At 45.8% G+C, this 17624-nt stretch carries 17 protein-coding genes; 3 read left to right on the plus strand and 14 right to left on the minus strand.

The genetic code is table 11. From position 1 onward, the window contains the following. Positions 1–62: 62 nt before the first annotated feature. The 8 genes from ACPD8L_RS04920 to ACPD8L_RS04955 form a co-directional block, all read right to left on the minus strand. On the minus strand, positions 63–875 hold the full coding sequence (locus ACPD8L_RS04920) for an enoyl-ACP reductase FabI (protein WP_116217889.1): 813 nt from the start codon (positions 873–875) through the stop codon (positions 63–65). An 89-nt stretch (positions 876–964) separates the two neighbouring features. After that, positions 965–2617, minus strand: a complete 1653-nt coding sequence (gene recN / locus ACPD8L_RS04925; RefSeq protein ID WP_421809575.1) for a DNA repair protein RecN — start codon at positions 2615–2617, stop codon at positions 965–967. 46 nt (positions 2618–2663) lie between these two features. Further along, entirely contained in the window at positions 2664–3554 is an 891-nt protein-coding gene (gene porD / locus ACPD8L_RS04930; protein ID WP_421809576.1) for a type IX secretion system protein PorD, read from the minus strand. After that, positions 3547–4752, minus strand: coding sequence for a bifunctional phosphopantothenoylcysteine decarboxylase/phosphopantothenate--cysteine ligase CoaBC (gene coaBC / locus ACPD8L_RS04935; protein WP_423942303.1), 1206 nt, complete (start codon positions 4750–4752; stop codon positions 3547–3549). The genes porD and coaBC overlap by 8 nt, the downstream gene beginning before the upstream one ends. A 3-nt stretch (positions 4753–4755) precedes the next feature. Then, a complete protein-coding gene (locus tag ACPD8L_RS04940) occupies positions 4756–5082 on the minus strand; it encodes a DNA-directed RNA polymerase subunit omega (protein ID WP_116217893.1) in 327 nt (108 codons plus the stop codon). Between the two features lie 23 nt (positions 5083–5105). Next, positions 5106–5942: an outer membrane protein assembly factor BamD gene (locus ACPD8L_RS04945; RefSeq protein ID WP_421809578.1), complete on the minus strand. Its 837-nt coding sequence runs from the start codon at positions 5940–5942 to the stop codon at positions 5106–5108. Between the two features lie 106 nt (positions 5943–6048). Then, entirely contained in the window at positions 6049–6939 is an 891-nt protein-coding gene (gene dapA / locus ACPD8L_RS04950) for a 4-hydroxy-tetrahydrodipicolinate synthase (protein WP_423942304.1), read from the minus strand. Continuing rightward, the gene (locus tag ACPD8L_RS04955) at positions 6939–7484 is read right to left on the minus strand and encodes a DUF6913 domain-containing protein (protein WP_423942306.1); all 546 of its coding nucleotides are present in this window, start codon (positions 7482–7484) and stop codon (positions 6939–6941) included. The genes dapA and ACPD8L_RS04955 overlap by 1 nt, the downstream gene beginning before the upstream one ends. A gap of 100 nt (positions 7485–7584) precedes the next feature. Between ACPD8L_RS04955 and ACPD8L_RS04960 the strand changes: the two genes are divergently transcribed. Both ACPD8L_RS04960 and ACPD8L_RS04965 read left to right on the plus strand, forming a co-directional pair. Further along, positions 7585–8301 carry a 5'-nucleotidase C-terminal domain-containing protein gene (locus tag ACPD8L_RS04960; protein WP_423942307.1) on the plus strand — a complete coding sequence of 239 codons (717 nt, stop codon included), beginning with the start codon at positions 7585–7587 and terminating at the stop codon, positions 8299–8301. After that, positions 8302–9213 carry a bifunctional metallophosphatase/5'-nucleotidase gene (locus tag ACPD8L_RS04965; protein WP_423942309.1) on the plus strand — a complete coding sequence of 304 codons (912 nt, stop codon included), beginning with the start codon at positions 8302–8304 and terminating at the stop codon, positions 9211–9213. A 490-nt stretch (positions 9214–9703) separates the two neighbouring features. On the opposite strand, the gene ACPD8L_RS04970 is transcribed toward ACPD8L_RS04965, so the two are convergent. After that, on the minus strand, positions 9704–11449 hold the full coding sequence (locus tag ACPD8L_RS04970; RefSeq protein ID WP_423942311.1) for a BspA family leucine-rich repeat surface protein: 1746 nt from the start codon (positions 11447–11449) through the stop codon (positions 9704–9706). Positions 11450–11780: 331 nt separating this feature from the next. Between ACPD8L_RS04970 and ACPD8L_RS04975 the strand changes: the two genes are divergently transcribed. Then, positions 11781–13250: a hypothetical protein gene (locus ACPD8L_RS04975; protein WP_423942313.1), complete on the plus strand. Its 1470-nt coding sequence runs from the start codon at positions 11781–11783 to the stop codon at positions 13248–13250. Positions 13251–13312: 62 nt separating this feature from the next. Here the strand turns inward: ACPD8L_RS04975 and ACPD8L_RS04980 are convergent, their stop codons facing one another. Genes ACPD8L_RS04980 through ACPD8L_RS05000 form a run of 5 tightly spaced genes read right to left on the minus strand, consistent with a single transcriptional unit; the run spans position 13313 to position 17610 of the window. Next, the gene (locus ACPD8L_RS04980) at positions 13313–13570 is read right to left on the minus strand and encodes a hypothetical protein (RefSeq protein ID WP_423942314.1); all 258 of its coding nucleotides are present in this window, start codon (positions 13568–13570) and stop codon (positions 13313–13315) included. 25 nt (positions 13571–13595) lie between these two features. Then, a complete protein-coding gene (gene ligA, locus ACPD8L_RS04985) occupies positions 13596–15605 on the minus strand; it encodes an NAD-dependent DNA ligase LigA (RefSeq protein WP_423942315.1) in 2010 nt (669 codons plus the stop codon). A 3-nt stretch (positions 15606–15608) separates the two neighbouring features. After that, positions 15609–16190, minus strand: a complete 582-nt coding sequence (locus tag ACPD8L_RS04990) for an LOG family protein (RefSeq protein WP_293301047.1) — start codon at positions 16188–16190, stop codon at positions 15609–15611. Beyond that, positions 16187–17125, minus strand: coding sequence for a peptide chain release factor N(5)-glutamine methyltransferase (gene prmC / locus ACPD8L_RS04995; protein ID WP_423942317.1), 939 nt, complete (start codon positions 17123–17125; stop codon positions 16187–16189). The genes ACPD8L_RS04990 and prmC overlap by 4 nt, the downstream gene beginning before the upstream one ends. Continuing rightward, positions 17125–17610 carry a GNAT family N-acetyltransferase gene (locus ACPD8L_RS05000; protein WP_293301051.1) on the minus strand — a complete coding sequence of 162 codons (486 nt, stop codon included), beginning with the start codon at positions 17608–17610 and terminating at the stop codon, positions 17125–17127. Before ACPD8L_RS05000 ends, prmC begins: the two co-directional genes overlap by 1 nt. Between the last annotated feature and the right edge of the window lie 14 nt (positions 17611–17624).

The following is a 17624-nucleotide window of genomic DNA, read 5'->3' on the forward strand; positions in this document are numbered from 1 at the left end:
ACGTAATATACATCTCGACTGCGCTCGATGTGACAACCGAAAACCTCTTTGGTCTAGGTTAGTTACTTGGTAAATTCATCGATTACCTCTTGGCTTACCCCTGTGTTGGAGAACCCTCCATCATGGAAGAGGTTCTGCATGGTCACCTTCTTGGTGAGATCAGAAAAGAGACTCACGGTATAATTGGCACAATCATCGGCCGAAGCGTTACCCAAGGGCGACATTTTTTCGGCATAGTTGATAAAACCATCAAATCCTTTCACTCCTTGTCCGGCCGTAGTGGGCGTAGGAGACTGTGAAATGGTGTTTACCCTTACTTTTTTCTCTTTCCCGAAGAAATAGCCAAAACTTCTGGCCACTGATTCCAGATAGGCCTTGTTATCGGCCATGTCATTATAATCTGGGAAAGTCCGTTGGGCCGCCATATAGGTAAGGGCCACTACACTACCCCATTCGTTCATGGCATCGGCCTTGTAAAGACTCTGCATCACTTTATGGAAAGAAAGCGCTGAAACGTCCCAGCCCTTTGCCGTGAAATCGTAGTTCTCATCGGTGTAATGCTTTCCTTTGCGCACGTTCACGGACATTCCTATGGAATGAAGTACGAAATCCAATTTTCCGCCCAAGATTTCCGTAGCCTTTTCCACAAGGTTGTTCAAATCCTCCTCATTGGTGGCATCGGCAGGGATAATCTCTGAATTGGTCTTCGCCGCCAATTCCTTGATCTGTCCCATTCGCATGGCAATGGGTGCGTTGGTCAGTACAAATGTACCGCCTTCCTCGTGCACACGCTCTGCGGTTTTCCAAGCGATGGAATTCTCATCCAAAGCTCCAAAAATAATTCCTCTTTTTCCTTTTAAAAGATTATACGCCATAGGTGTTTTGCTATTGTTGGTTCTGCGACAAAGATATTTATTCTATTTTGAAGTTTTGTGCTTTTTGGCCAAATGTATGGTCTATACCCTTACTGCAAAAGCTGCCTTGCATGGGCCAAGGCCGATTCGGACAGGGACTTGCCTCCCAACATCTCGGCCAATTCCTGGACACGTTCGTCAACACTGAGCTTTTTCATTTGGGTACTGGTACTCCCCTCCTGCTCTTCCTTGAACACTTTAAATTGATGCTGGCCCTTTGAGGCCACTTGGGGCAAGTGGGTGATGGAAAATACCTGCATGGTCTTGCTCATCTGTTGCATGATCTCTCCCATTTTGTTTGAAATTTCCCCGGAAACCCCCGTGTCGATTTCATCGAACATCATGGTGGGCAATTGTTCGTAAGTGGCCAAAATGGACTTTATGGTGAGCATGATCCGGGACAGTTCCCCGCCTGAAGCTACCTTTTTCAATTCTCCGTAGTTCGAACCCTTATTGGCCGAGAACAAAAAGACCAAATCGTCCTTGCCGTTTGCTTTGAAGGTTTCGGTCGGATTTACCTCAATCTTAAAACTTGCTGAAGGCATACCCAAGTCGGACAGGTTCTCTTGCAACATATCTTTAAGTTGCGGAATGACCGATTGCCGGGCCTTACTTATTTTTCCGGCCCAATCATCCACTTGTTTGGTGATTTGGGCAACCTCTGCCCTTTTGGCTTCAATGTTTGCCTCAATATTGGCGACCGCCTCTACTTTTTGGGACAGTTCTTCCCGTATGGCGATAAGTTCTTCCACAGTAGCCGCATGGTGCTTTTTCTGCAGATCGTACAACTGCTGTAATTGTCCATTGACGGTTTCCAAACGCTCCGGATTGGCCTCCACGGCATCCTTCATGCTTTCCAACTCCGTGGCAATATCATCGGTCTCAATAAAGACGGATTGTATCCTATCGTTAAGGGATGCATAGGCGGAACCAAAACCTGACAGGCTTTGAAAGGCCCGTTTCAAATCGGCCAAACGTCCCAAAATCCCCAGTTGTTCCTCATTCAATAGCTGGTATCCGGCCGCCAGTTGCTCCATGATCTGCTCTACATTGCTCAACTGCTCGTATTCATCCTCCAGCTCTTCCTGCATTCCAAGTTTTAACTTGGCTGCTTCCAATTCTTGTAATAGAAAGCTATTGTACTCGTGCTCCTTATCGGCATTGGATTGAAAATCCTCCAATTCCCGTAATTCTTTTGAAGCCTTGGTATGTTGGCCCAAATGGACCTTGTATTGCTGTAGGTTTTCTGAATTTGCCGCGAGTGCATCCACCACCTTCAATTGAAAATCGTTTTCCGTTAAACGGAGGGTCTGGTGCTGGGAATGCACATCCACCAACCGATCGCCCAATGCTTTGAGCACATCCAAAGTAACCGGGGTATCATTGACAAAAGCCCTTGACTTACCGCTGGGCAAAATCTCCCTACGCACAATGGTCCTGTCCTCATAGTCCAAATCATTTTCCGTAAAAAAAGGCTTCAATCCATATTTGGAGATGTCGAATTCTGCCTCGATCACACATTTCTGCTCCGTGTTTTTGAGCGAAGACAAATCGGCCCGTTTGCCCAAAACCAAGGAAAGACCTCCCAACAAAATAGATTTCCCTGCCCCTGTCTCCCCAGTAATGGTGGTGAAACCATTGGAAAAGGTGACATTGACGTCGTCAATCAAAGCGTAGTTTTGGATGGAAAGATTTGCTAGCAAATTGGAATATTTTCTCCGTAAAGATAAATGTCTTTGGAGAACTGCGCTAGTAATTTATTTCGTTCCAGGTATTGGAATAAAATGGGGCCACTTTGTTCAAGGTTTCCTTGAGCTTTACAATATCGATCTTGGGACCATCGGAAAAGATATTTTGGATTTCCTCCGATTTGGCATCGAAGAAAGTCTGGATCAAGAAGGCATTGGGGCGTCTTTTGATCAAGGTCTCGAACAAACGAAGACTCCCAGCGATCACCTGCTTTCCGGTGCTGTTGTTGTCCCCAAGGATATCCAGTCCCTTTCTATGGTAATTGTACATGGCAATACGGTATTCCCGGAACGAATTGCCCATAAGGTTGTCCACCAACTCAAAACGGGTCCGTTCCCCAGTTTCCTGGCTCCATCCGCTGTAGTTGGAACCCTGCGCCTGGGTAACAATGTTTTGGGCCTTTCGGTAATGGTCACTTCCTCCTTCCAAGGAAAATGTATCGGCATCCAAGCCCAGGACCACATAGACGTAGTATGAGATGACTCCTACCAAGTTGGAATCGAACACATTGGGGTTGTACACTAACGGTTGAAATTCTTGGTACTGGAAATTAAAAGCATCGTCCTTGTAATTAAAAACCGGGCTTTCATAGGATGTATTGAAAACCGGACGGGAGGACTGTATCTGGATATTGGCCTCAAAACGATCGGATTCGTACTGGGTCACCGTAATGAACATCCGGGCACTGACCCTTTCGTTCTCCCGATAGACCCTATTGGTCCACTTGGTGTTGTTCACAAAATCATTCAATGAACGTTCCAATGTCCTAAAAATCTGTTGATTGGTCTGACCCACTTGGTCCGAATTGACGGTAATTACGCAATTGAGTTCCTGCGCGGAAACCGCCAAAGAAACAAATAGAAAAAAAGTGGACACTAATATGTTACGCATGGATCGCTGCAATGATTTCTTCCCAAATATCCGAGGCCACTTCGGGCTTCGTCTTCAATCCAAACGTTTTTATCCCCAAATTCTTATCAATGAAGGTAATTTTATTGGTGGCCCCACCAAAACCTGCCCCATCATCCTTCAGGGAGTTCAATATAATGGCATCAAGATTCTTGCGCTGCAGTTTGCCTTTGGCATTGTCAAGTTCATTTTCCGTCTCCAAGGCAAATCCGACCAAAAACTGATGGATCTTGCTTTCTCCCAATGAAAGAAGAATATCCGGATTCCGCTCCAATTCAATATGCAAATCGCCTTCCTTCTTTTTCATTTTCTCTTTGACCACATGCTTGGGGCGATAGTCGGCCACGGCCGCCGCACAAATGGCAATATCGGTTTTGGCATAGTGTTCATGGCAGGCATCGTACATTTCTTGGGCCGAAGTGATTCTTATCAATGTAACAGAAGGGTGCTCTATGGACAGATTCGTAGGCCCGGAGACCAAAATTACCTCTGCTCCCAAATCGGCCGCTTTCTTGGCCAGTTCAAAACCCATGGTCCCGGAAGATCGGTTACCCAAAAAGCGTACAGGGTCCAAAGCTTCGTGGGTAGGCCCTGCCGTGATGAGTACTTTCTTTCCGCTAAGGGGCAGTCCTTCGGCCAAATGGTTTTGAAGAAAACTTACAATGTTTTCTGGTTCCGCCATACGGCCTTCACCATGCAATCCGCTAGCCAGTTCCCCAGACTCAGCCGGAATAAGGATGTTCCCAAATGACTCCAATTTTTCAATGGAAGCTTTGGTAGAAGGGTGCTGATACATGTCCAAATCCATGGCCGGGGCATAGTACACCGGACATTTAGCAGATAGATAGGTGGCCAAAAGCAGATTGTCGCATACCCCATTGGCCATTTTGGAAAGGGTATTTGCCGTTGCAGGGGCTATGAGCATAATATCGGCCCACAGACCGAGCTCCACATGGTTGTTCCATGAGATACTGTCATCTTCCTCATTGACGAAATCGGTGAGCGCCGGATTTTTGGACAAGGTGGATAGCGTAAGGGGAGAAACAAAAGAGCCGGCACTCTGGGTCATCACTATTTTGACCTGGGCACCAGCTTTTATCAATAACCTGACCAGAAATGTGGTCTTATAGGCGGCAATTCCCCCGGTAATACCTAAAAGGATATTTTTACCGCCCAACATTTCTTAGGCGTCTTTCTCTGTATTCCTGTAGTAGATTTTGTCTTCCAACCACTCCAATACGGCCAAGGCATGTGGTTTTGGCAATTTTTCGTAGAACTTGGAAACCTCGATCTGCTCCTTGTTCTCAAAAACCTCTTCCAAGCTATCGCTGTAAGTGGCGAACTCCTCCAACTTTTCCAACAATTCCTTTTTGATCTCGGAATTGATCTGGATGGCACGTTTGGAAGCTATGGAAATGGCTTCATAAATGTTCCCGGTCTTGTCATCGAACTCATTTCTGTTCAAGGTCACTGTGGAAACCGGGGCTTTTGTATTTTTCAAATCTTGCATGTGCAACTGTTTTAAAAAACTATTTATTTGGAATCGGAAATAACGGTAACTGCGCTCAACTCCTTTTGAATCTTATCGGATAAATCGTCCGCTTTCTTCTTAAACTTTGATTCAGGATAGTAGCGCAATAGATTTTTATACGAATCAAGAGCGTCTCTTAGACGCTCTTCTTTTTTATTGTCCACACTGTTCAGGGCCAATGTGGCTGTAGCTTCGATACGGTAGTACAATGCCTCTTCCCTGTATATGGAACCTGGATTGTCCGAAACAAAGTTATCCAATGCGGTAATCGCGGAAACCAATATGGAATAATCCCAAGCACCCAATTTATTGAACTGTTTGGCAATCTCTATCTGTTTTTTCTCCTTTTTGGAGGTCAACTCCTTGGCCATGGTATTGGCCTCTTCAAAATGTTCCGATTCCGGATAGGTATTGATGAAGGTCTGGAGTTTGGCCAAGGCCTTATCGGTATCCGTCTGGTCCAAGGAATAGGCCGGGGAAAGCATGTAATAGCTTTTAGCCCCCATAAAACTGGCCTCCTGTATCTTTTCGCTCTTGGGATAGGATTTCATGAAACGTTCAAACTGATACCCCGAAAGATAATAGTCCTTGTTCTGGAAGTAGCTGTCGGCGAAAAAGAACATCACCCTTTCACCTTGTGGTCTTCCCACATACTTTGGGGCAATCTGCTCAAACAATCGGACGGCTCTTTTATAGTCGCCTTCCTCATAGAGTTTTTCGGCCATGTCATATTTGGTCTTTACGTCCTCATTTTTAAGCGCTTTTTGATACTCGCTACAGGACGAAAGAAAAACTATCGCAAACAGAAAAGGGAGAATGGACCTCATTTTCAAAAACATTTTGCAAAATTAGTGATAATGAACGGATTTAAAAAAAGAATTTGGTACCCAAAAGTAAGGGGTACCATGGCCACTCACCAAGGTTTTGGGCAACTTTTAACTTTATTTAGGCATGGGCCGTGTCCATTGCCCGTAAAAAAGTACCGATTCTGGTCTTGAGCGAAGCTGTGGCATCCACCAAGGGCAAGCGTACCGTAGACCCGCAAAGCCCAAGGCTTTCAAAGACACTTTTTATCCCGGCAGGGTTACCTTCCTCAAAAATAAGCTGCATCAAAGGCAACAGGCTGTGGTGAATTTGATAGGCCTCATCCACACTCTCCTCCAACCCAAGGTTGATCATTTTGGAAAATTGACCGGGCAATCCCTGTCCCAAAACAGAGATCACGCCTGCGCCACCCGCCAAAACGGTAGGCAATGCCGTAAAGTCATCCCCAGAGATAACCATGAAGTCCTCAGGCTTTCCTTTGATGATCTTATCGATCTGCACCATATCTCCACAAGCTTCCTTGATGCCAATAATATTGGGAACATCATGGGCCAGTCGCAATGTGATCTCCGGCAACATGTTGCTTCCTGTTCGGGAGGGTACGTTGTATAGTATGATAGGTTTTGGGGAAGCTTTTGCTATGGCCTTGAAATGTTGATAGATACCTTCCTGGGTAGGTTTGTTGTAATACGGGGAAACGGACAGTATGGCATCAAAATCGGATAGGTCAAGGGTACTCAATTCCTCCGCAACCGCAGCGGTGTTGTTTCCCCCCACTCCCAATACCAAGGGCAATCTCCCCGCATTGGTACGCACTACAACATCCATGGCCAAAAGTTTATCGGCCTTGGACAAGGTAGCGGATTCCCCCGTGGTCCCCATGACCACAAGATAGTCTACCCCACCTTGGATATTGTGCTCCACAATCTGCTCCAAGGCGTTCACATCAACCGAAAAATCTTCTGTAAAGGGGGTTACCAAAGCAACTCCCGTTCCTACCAACTGTTCCATTACAATTCTTTTAGAACCTTCAAGTATTTTTTTAACTCTCCTTTGAACAACTCAAAATCCTTCAAAGGTGTACTCAAGATCAAATCATTGACTTTGGGGTCTTGGGTTCCCAAACCTACTTTTAATCGGGCTTGGGCCTTTACGGACAACAACTTCATCATGAGGTTGTCCTCCTCATAATAATTGATCAACATATCATATTCCCTTCCCAAAAACTCCAGAACATAACCGTTCTCTATTTGTCCTTTCCATCCCAAATCCCTATCGCAATACATTTGAATGGCATAAGGGGAGCTTTTGTCGTATTCCCGTTTGTATCCAATGATCTTTATGGCATTGGGTTTTAGGGAATATTCACCGATCAACTCATAAAAGGCCTCTGCATTCTGGAAATTATCGGCATCCACTATACAGCCTATGCTGGTAATTCCCTTTTCCCGATTTACGGGAACAGGAGGTTTTTCCATTTCCTCCTTTAAATATTTAAGCCCTGATTTAACCTTAAATTTATCTTGGAGCCCCTTTATAAACATAATTTTATGCATTTTTACAAAGGTAAATATTCTACCAAGACTACATGACAAAGATACGCAGGTGAGTGTTTTAAAATTAAAACAGTTTGTTATATTTATAACATTATGTTCTGTGGTTTCCTGCAAAGAGGGACCTCAGCAACTTTCAAAAATTGAAGGGAAACAGCTTCCCATCAATGCTTCATTGGAGGAAGTGGATTCCATTACGTCCTTTGTTGCCCCGTTCAGAAACCGGATAAACGAAGTGCTCGACAGCACCCTGGCCTATGCCCCCAAACCTTTTTTGTTGGATGATGGCAAACGCAATACCTCCATGGGCAACCTTATGGCCGACATTGTTTTTGAGGAAGCCGCACCCCTATTCAAATCCAGAACGGGTAATGATCTGGATTTTGTGGTCCTCAACTACGGCGGGGTCCGTTCCATAATTTCCGAAGGAAATGTGAGCGCCCGTAATGCCTATGAGGTCATGCCGTTTGAAAACCGGATTGCCATTGTGGAAATGAGTGGTTCGGCAGTGCGGGAACTTATTTCCTTTTTGATCAATGCTACCCGAAGGCATCCTTTTTCGGGTATGCAGATTGTTTTGGACAAAAAGGGCGGTTTGGAATCCGTGAACATCCAAGGCATGCCCTTTGATGAAACCCGGACCTATTTTGTGGGCACCTCGGACTATCTGGTGCAGGGTGGGCCCAGTATTGGTTTTTTTAAGGACACTATCTCCACAACCGATATTGATTACTACCTCCGCAATGCCATCATTGACCATTTTAGAAAAGTGGATACCTTGAATGCTGTGGTCGACGATAGATTTATACAATTGGATTAAATGAAACGAAGGGACTTTATCACCAACACGGCTGCCGCATCCACTTTGGTGGGTATGGGCGGACTGGGACTTAGCTCCTGTTCCAACCTTGGCGAAAAAAAAATCACCATTCTCCATACCAATGATGTGCACAGCCACATAGACCCCTTTCCTTCCTCCCACTCCCAATATCCCAACTTGGGCGGGGTGGCAAGACGAGCGACTTTGGTGGAGCAGATTCGCAATGAGAATCCCAACACCTTGCTTTTTGATGCCGGGGATATCTTTCAAGGCACGCCCTATTTCAATTTTTATGGGGGCGAGCTGGAGTTTAAATTGATGAGCAAGCTCAAGTATGACGCCGCCACCATTGGCAACCACGATTTTGACAATGGCGTGGACGGACTGTTGGCCCAAATGCCCTATGCTTCATTTGAAATGCTATCGGCCAACTATGATTTTTCCAACACGGTACTGGACGGCTATGTGAAACCTTACAAAACCTATGTAGTGGATGACATCAAAATTGGGGTATATGGCCTCGGCATTGCCTTGGACGGACTGGTGACCAAACGTCTCTATAAAGAAACCCGATATTTGGACCCGTTTGAAATGGCCTCGGACATGGAACGCCAACTCAAGGAAGAGGAACAGTGCGACCTTATCATCTGTTTGTCCCACTTGGGGTACGATTATGAAAATCCACAACGCCCTTCCGATACGCAATTGGCACAACGCACCCGCCACACCCAATTGATCATTGGTGGCCACACCCATACCTTTTTGGAAAAACCCGATGTCCGCATCAACCAAAATGGGGATTCCGTACTGGTGAACCAAGTAGGCTGTTATGGCTTAAATGTGGGCCGAATCGATTTTTATTTTGATGCCACTAAAAAGGCTACGGCTCAAGGAGTGAGTATTTCCGTTTAGGTTTCCAATGACCAATTGGCAATAAACCATAATCAACGGACCATGTGCAATAAACAATACCGTCCCCATTGAACTTGATACTTGGTTCCTCAGTTTTCGTGGTTTTGACACGAATTACACGAATATCCACAAAGGCATTGCGGTGGATTCCGCATCAAGTGCGGAATGACAGCTCGTTTTTTTTGGATCACTTCGAACTGTCATCCTGAGCGCAGTCGAAGGGTAACGTGAGAAATCTGTATACAGGAAAGAGATTTCTCAATCGCTACGCTCATTTCGAAATGACATGTTGCCCTTTTCGTCATTTCGACCGCATGGGAGAAATCTGAGCAATCAAAAAAGAGATTTCTCGGTCGCAAACTCCCTCGAAATGACAGTACCCGTAAGTACACCCCCATTACCCGTTCGACCCCATTCAGGATTCAACTCTAGGTGACATAAAAAAGGGAGGCCGTAAAGCCTCCCAGTGCATGGTTCCGTTAGGTTCAATTTAGATACCGCAATCTTCAGCTACATCCCCTAATATATTCCAACCATCAAAATTCACCAATATATCCCTGGCACCTTGAACAATTGCATCATCCTGACAATAGGGTATATTTATTGCGCCCAATGTAATGTTCTGTGGTTTACTGACCTTTTGTGACCAACCTATCAAGGTGCTGCCATAATTTAGGGAGGACATTCCGGCACTATTGAACATCTGTACCATGCCCGTTATGCTACCAATATCCCAATCACCAAGGTTTTGGTCAAAATGGACGGCTCCCAGAAACATACTGCTCATTACGGTGACCTCTGCGGTGTCCCACCCACTAATATCCTGGTTAAATGGAGTAAAGGCAAACATGGCGAACATATTGGTCACTTTCCCTGTTTCCCAATCACTGATGTCCCTGTTAAATTCAGAAGCATTGGAGAACATGGCATACATGTTGGTAACGTTGCCCACTTTCCAATTTTCAATGTTCCCGTTAAATTTACTTGCAAAATTGAACATAGCTTCCATGGTGATCACATTCTCAACCTTCCATTGATCCAGATCGGAATTGAACTCAGCTGCATAGGCAAACATGTAGTTCATATATTTTACATTGGAAACATTCCATCCGTTCAAATCCGCATTGAAAGAACTGGCTCCACGGAACATATACGACAGGCTTTCCACATTGGTCAGGTCAGGCACGTCCATGGCGTAATACATCATATTTTTGCAATTGTAAAATGCATGGGCCAACTTTTGCCATACCGTGGTGCCCCATTGGTCCATACGTATCAGCTGATCGGTAACAGCATTATCCTCAACCATTGAAAAGGAAGGGAAAGTCCCCACTATGGCCACTTTATAAATCCCCGCTGTGGCATAGTTGTGATTAATGGTGGTGGGGTTTTCCGGGCTTAGTTCTTCCACGGTACCATCCCCCCAATTGATGGTAAAATCATAGGAATACTCTGGATCTAGGTTTAAAATTACATTGTCTCCAGTATTTTGTATTTCCCACGTGGTCACAAAGGCAGCCTTGTCATCGGGGTGGGCCTCAGCCACATCGGTCACCGTAATGGTCACCTGGACCTCTACCAGGTCGTTTACATTATCCGTTACAGATACCGTGAAGGTGTGCTGCTGTGCCGTTTCAAAATCCAGGGATTTCCCTCCTTTGATGGCCAAGCTACCACTCTCCCCATAAACAATGAACAGTCCCGAATCATCTTGGACCATGGCATATTCCAAGGTGTCATCATCCGGGTCAGAAGCTCCCAAAGTGCCAAAGACACTTTCATTGGGAGTATTTTCGGCCAATTCAAATGTATATCCCTCTTCTTCAAACGTAGGAGGCTGGTTGGTCTGCTCCGCTTCCGTGACATTGATGGTCATATTGGCATTTGCCGAAAGCTCCCCATCGCTCACACTCACCGTGATGGTGTGTTGCTGTTTGGAAGCATAGTCCAAAGTTTTGTTGGCGGCCAAGCTAAGCTTGCCGTCCGTGGCACCGATCTCAAATAGACCATTGTCGTTGGTGCTGATGGAGAATTCCAAGTCATCGTCGTCATCGTCGGAAGCTACCACGGTACCGATCACATGGGCGTCCGTTATGTTCTCATTGACATTGAAGGTCTTACCCTCAATTTGTGGGGCATTGTTTTTATCGATCGGTGGCTTTGGGGCATCGTCCTTACCGCAAGAAACCACCATAAGGGCAAAAAGGGCCGTGTAGAGCAATTTTTTTAATTTCATGATGAACTGTTTTATGGTTAAAACCACAATTTGCCCATTTTGCCGGTAATTCAGGGCGGTGAATTGACGGATGGCCCGTTTGAGTTGACGGATAGGGGTCAATGGACAATGGACAATAAACAGTGGACAATGGACAATACCGTCCCCATTGAACTTGATACTTGGACTTAGACTTCAACTTACAAGGCCATCCATCAGACAAAAACAATGATTTATCCGTTGAAATACAGCTTTGTGATCGCTTTGCTGTATTTGGCTGAAAAAGTGGAACAAACCTTTTGTTTTTTGTTAAATTTTTAACATTTTAGAGGAATCACACAAACCATTACATATGAAAGAAAAGATTTTTACCTCACACCCCAAACATCTTCCTTTATCCCTACTCTTTAGCTTTCTTTTGATCTCCTCCATTTCATGGGCGCAAAGCCAACAATCCCTTCCGGGACCCATCAGTGAATTGACGGTAAACAGCAATGGCGATATTGCCTGTGAAATCCACGCAGCCGATGCCGCTGCGGCAACCCACCACAGTATTGGCAACTCCCGCTCCGGTCTACGGGTGAACGGAAGCCTTAAATCTGCTTCGAACACTAAAAAAGCGGCCACGGGCGCCAACCTTATTGTGGACTATTATAATTTCGACCCTACACTGCCCGTGGAAGATTTTATTATTGCCGCCACGGCATTCCAATCCGCGGTGGATGCATGGGCCAGCCTCTTGTCCTCGGATGTGCCAATTTATGTTGCCGCTGTTTTTCAGCCGTTGGATGAAGGGGTATTGGGTTCTGCAGGACCTACCAGCGTTTTTGCCAACGCCCCTGGATTGGAAAGAGATACTTGGTATGGCGATGCCTTGGCCGACAAACTTGCCGGTGAAGATTTAAACCCCACCAGTTATGACATTGTGGCCAACTTCAGCACGGTTTTTCCTAACTGGTATTATGGCACCGATGGCAACACTCCTGCAGGCATGTACGACTTTAAGTCTGTAGTGCTGCACGAACTGGGCCATGGACTGGGCTTCTTCGGCTCCCTGTTCGTTGACAATGAAACGGGTATCGGAGATTATGGATTTGGCATTCCCAATCCCGTTTTCCCTGCCATTTATGATCGATTGGCCTATTCGGCCGATGGAAAATCCATTTTGAAGGAAAACAAATACGGGAATTTTACCACAACATTGGGCGATATGCTCCTTTCCGGCCCCTTGACCGCCAAAGGACCCCGAATCAAAGGAACCACCCAAGGTAAAGGTGCCCAGGTGTTCACCATATTGGATTCTGATATTTTAGGTGGCGAAATTCCAGGTCTTACCGATATTTGGTTGCCCGGCTCAAGCTATTCGCACTTGGATTATTTTACCTACGTCGGTGGAACCAACGGACTCATGGTTCCATTTTTGTCCACAGGAGCCTCTTTTGATAATCCTGGTCCCATTGTCCTTTCCATTTTTGATGACATAGGTTGGAACGGCAAGGTGAACCGCGAAGTCAAGGAGAGTCCCAATGCGCAGGATGATGGAGGGGATGATCCTTCGGCCGGAGCTGAAAATGTTGTGGCTGTGTATCCGAATCCTTTCTCAAGCAGCATAAATGTTACTTTGTCAGAGGGACGATCCATCAAAAAGGCAATTCTTACTGATGGCGGTGGATACAAATACAATGTTCCCAAAGGGAAAATAAGCAGTGGACCGCAGACTACCTTGGATCTATCCAGTTCCAAAGGCCCTGCCGGACTGTACTTCCTTCAATTGACGTATGATGACAATTCCAGTGAAGTCGTAAAACTGTTCAAACAATGATCACAAAGTGATACTTATTAAAGTACTATGGAAATGCCGACTAAAAGTCGGCATTTTTTTGTTTACAGATTGGCTTCCACCAACCGCTGTAGTTCTTCCTCCAAACCATATCCGGGGAAAGAAAGACCCGCTTGACCATACCAATATTTGGCGTTCCAATCGTCCCCTTCTTTTCTGTGAAGGTAGGCGTGTATCCAACTACCCATAGTAGTATGCAAATCCTGGGCAATATTGTGGGAAGCCTCCCAATCCCCTTTGGCATCATACCACAAAGCCTGAAGGGCCAAGGGCCATTCTTGTGGATGCTTTGCTTCTGTCAAAGTTTTTTGAAATGTCTGATAGTTTTCAGGGATCATGCACTACTTTTTCCATAAATTCTTGCTCCGAAATGATAGGTACCCCCAAACTCTCCGCCTTGGTCTTTTTACTGGGTCCCATATTGTCGCCTGCCACCACAAAGCTGGTCTTGGACGAAATAGAGGAGGCTACCTTGCCTCCATTGTCCTCAATGAGTTTTTTAAGGTCATTTCTGCTGATGCTTTCAAAAACGCCGGACACCACAAAGGTCTGTCCCTTCAATTTGTCGGTTTGATTTTCCAATTGTTCTTCGGACAATGAAAACTGTAATCCGTAAGACTTCAACCGTTCCACAAGGGTCACGTTGGTGGGTTCCGCAAAGAAATTGATCACACTTTCCGCAATCCGTTCCCCTATTTCGTCCACAGCGATCAATTCCTCTTGGGTGGCCACCATCAAGGCATCGATATTTTTATAGGCCTTGGCCAATTTTTTGGCAACGGTCTCCCCCACATAGCGGATTCCCAAAGCGAACAAAACCCTTTCAAAAGGGATGCTTTTTGATGCTGCTACGCCATTCACCAAATTTTCAGCAGATTTTTCCGCCATTCGTTCCAAAGGCACCACCTGCTCCTTGGTCAGGGTATATAAATCGGCATAATTGGCAATCAGTCCTTCCTTGAACAACAATTCCACTGTTTCGCTCCCCATCCCTTCAATATCCATGGCCTTCCGGGAGATAAAATGTTGGATTCTACCCGTAATCTGGGTGGGACAACCGGTGTCGTTGGGACAAAAGTGTTGTGCCTCTCCCTCTTTCCTGATCAGTTCGGTGCCACATTCCGGGCAATGGGTAATGTATTCCGTAGGTTTTGAATCGGTAGAACGCTTCGTGAAATCCACCGCAATAATCTTGGGGATGATCTCCCCTCCCTTTTCCACAAAAACGGTGTCCCCTTCGCGCACATCCAACTTGGCAATCTGGTCCGCATTGTGCAGGGAAGCCCGTTTTACCGTTGTCCCGGCCAACAATACGGGTTCCAGATTGGCTACTGGGGTAATGGCTCCGGTACGTCCCACTTGATAAGTGATTTCATTGAGTACGGTGGATACCTGTTCCGCCTTGAATTTGTAGGCCATGGCCCAACGCGGGGACTTGGCTGTATACCCCAATTCCTCTTGATGCTGGATATTGTTCACTTTGACCACTACCCCATCAGTTTCGTAGGGCAGACTATGACGATGGGTGTCCCAATAGTCCACAAACTGCATCACTTCCTGGGTGGATTTGCACAACTTGGCCACGGTAGGCACCTTAAATCCCCATTGCCTTGCTTTTTCCAGCATCTCAAATTGGGTGTTGATGCCCAAATTGTTCCCGGTGATGCTGTACAACAAGCACTCCAATGGACGTTGGGCCACCAAGGCACTGTCCTGTAGTTTAAGGCTTCCCGATGCCGTGTTCCGTGGATTCATGTAAGGATCTTCACCCGCTTCGATACGTTCTTGGTTCATCTTGGCAAAACCTTCGAGAGTGAGAATGATTTCGCCTCGGATGTCAAACTTTTGTGGGTAATCGCCCTTCAATTGCAAAGGCACCGATTTGATGGTCTTGATGTTCGTGGTGACCTCATCGCCTTGAAAGCCGTCTCCCCGGGTCACCGCCCGTACCAATTGTCCGTCCTCATAGGTAAGGCTTATGGAAGCCCCATCGTATTTGAGCTCACAGGTAAATTCCACCTTCACATCACCCAAAATACGTTGGATGCGTTTTTCCCAATCCTCCAAATCTTCCTTGGAATACGAATTATCCAACGAATACATCCGATGTTCATGCACCACGGTCTCAAAGTTCTTGGTCACCGCTCCCCCAACCCGTAAAGACGGTGATGTTGGGTCATGGAACTCGGGATGCTGATCTTCCAGTTTCTGAAGTTCCTTGAGTTTCATATCGAACTCATAATCCGAAATGGAAGGTTGGTCCAATACGTAATATTTGTAGTTGTGCTCCCGGAGTTCATCCCGTAGGGATGTGATTTTTTGTTCGATGTTGCTCATTTGCTATATCTGATCTTTTTTAATCCATTTTGGGGTTGCCGTAGGCTGGTATGCTCTCATCTGGTCCAGAAGTCCTTCGGAAGTTTCATCCACCAAAAGCATATCCCTGTTTTCTTGCTTCAATAATCCTGTGGCCACCATGCCATCCAGAAATTCCAACAGCTTGTCATAATACCCATTAATATTCAAAATACCGATGGGTTTGGTGTGTAGGCCCAATTGTGCCCAGGTGACCATCTCGAACAATTCTTCAAGGGTGCCAAATCCACCGGGCAGGGCAATAGTGCCTTCGGAAAGTTCGTGCATTTTCATTTTTCTTTCCTGCATGCTCCCCACTACGATCAATTCGGTAATCCTGTCATGGAAAATTTCCTTGGAACGCAGGAAATCGGGAATCACCCCAATAACCTCTCCTTGATGATCCAATGCCCCGTTGGCCACCTGCCCCATAAGACCCACTTTGGCCCCACCGTACACCAAGGTGATATGTTCATGTGCCAATAATGTACCCAATGCATACGATGCACGGACAATGGTGGTATCATTTCCATTACTACTACCGCAAAAAACCGAAATACTTTTCATGGATTGGGATTCGCCTTGATCATCCTATCATTGCCAAAGATGTCTTTTCGGAGTTCAATTTCCGAAAAATTATGGGCTTTCAAAAGGGCTTGGGTTTCAACTCCCAGATATTGATTGATTTCCAGATACAAGCTTCCGTTTTTGGTCAGGTTTTTATTGGCAAAATGGGCAATGGCCCTATAAAACAGCAAAGGGTCCTCATTAGGGACAAAGAGTGCCAAGTGGGGTTCGTGGCCGGCTACATTTTTCTTTATCTCTTTTTTTTCCAACTCCCTGACATAAGGTGGATTGGATACAACAATATCAAACTCAAGTTCAAGCGCAAGTTCAGGTCCAAGTGCAAGTTCAGGCGCAAGTTCAGGTGCAAGTACAAGTTCAAGTGCAAGTTCAGGTTCAAGAATGCTCTGTTTTAAAAAGGTAACGTCCACAGAGTTGGCTTCGGCATTTTTACGAGCTACCTTGAGGGCCTTTTCTGAAATATCCAAGGCATAGACCTTTGCAGTGGGAATGTATTTGGCGAGGGCAATGGCAATACAACCGCTTCCTGTTCCGATATCGAGGATTCTTATTTCTGATGTCCGATGTTCTCTTTCTGATTTCTGATTTTTCACATCATCCATAATCCATTGTACCAGTTCTTCGGTTTCAGGTCTGGGAATGAGCACATCTTCATTGACGGCAAACTCCATATCCATGAAATGGGCCGTACCTAAAATATACTGCAGGGGTCGTTCTTGCTTCAGTTGTGCCAAAGCTTCAAACAGAGGCTGCTCGTCTTCTTTGGTCACTGTAGTGTTGGGTTTCACCGCCAATACAAATCGTTGCAATCCCAAGTAGTGTTCAATACAGCGGTAAAAAAAAGCGTCCACTTCCTCTTTGGGGTAGATACCATCCAATTCCTTATGAAAAATGGTCTTGACTTCTTGGAGTAGCATTACAGTTTTTTTAGCATCCAGACCGGACAGGAATAATGCCCTGTATTGCCCATGGGGGCATCAATATATTCGAAACCGCTACGCTGATAGAGCTTTTGAGCCGATTCCATATAGGGCATGGTCTCCAAATAGCAGGCTTCAAAACCATACGTCTTGGCCCTCTCCAGACATGTCGTGATCATCTGTGCTCCAAGCCCCTTCCCCCTAGCTTCTTCCAAAAAGTACATTTTTTGAAGTTCACACACATTTCCATCGTAGTTTTCCAAAGGCGCAATTCCCGCACAACCGATAATACTACCATCATACTCCACAACAAAGTAGGTGGATTTGGGCACATCATAGGCAGCATGCATATCATCCAGGGCCTTATCAGCATAGGCTGTTCCTACCTTGGGCACCCCCAAATCCTCCAAAACCTTCCGGACCACTTGGGCAACCTGAGCATTGTCCTTCGGTGTTATTTCCCGTATCACCGCATCCTTCATATTGCGTTTTATTG

Source organism: Flagellimonas algicida (assembly GCF_049629585.1).
Taxonomy (GTDB): Bacteria; Bacteroidota; Bacteroidia; order Flavobacteriales; family Flavobacteriaceae; genus Flagellimonas.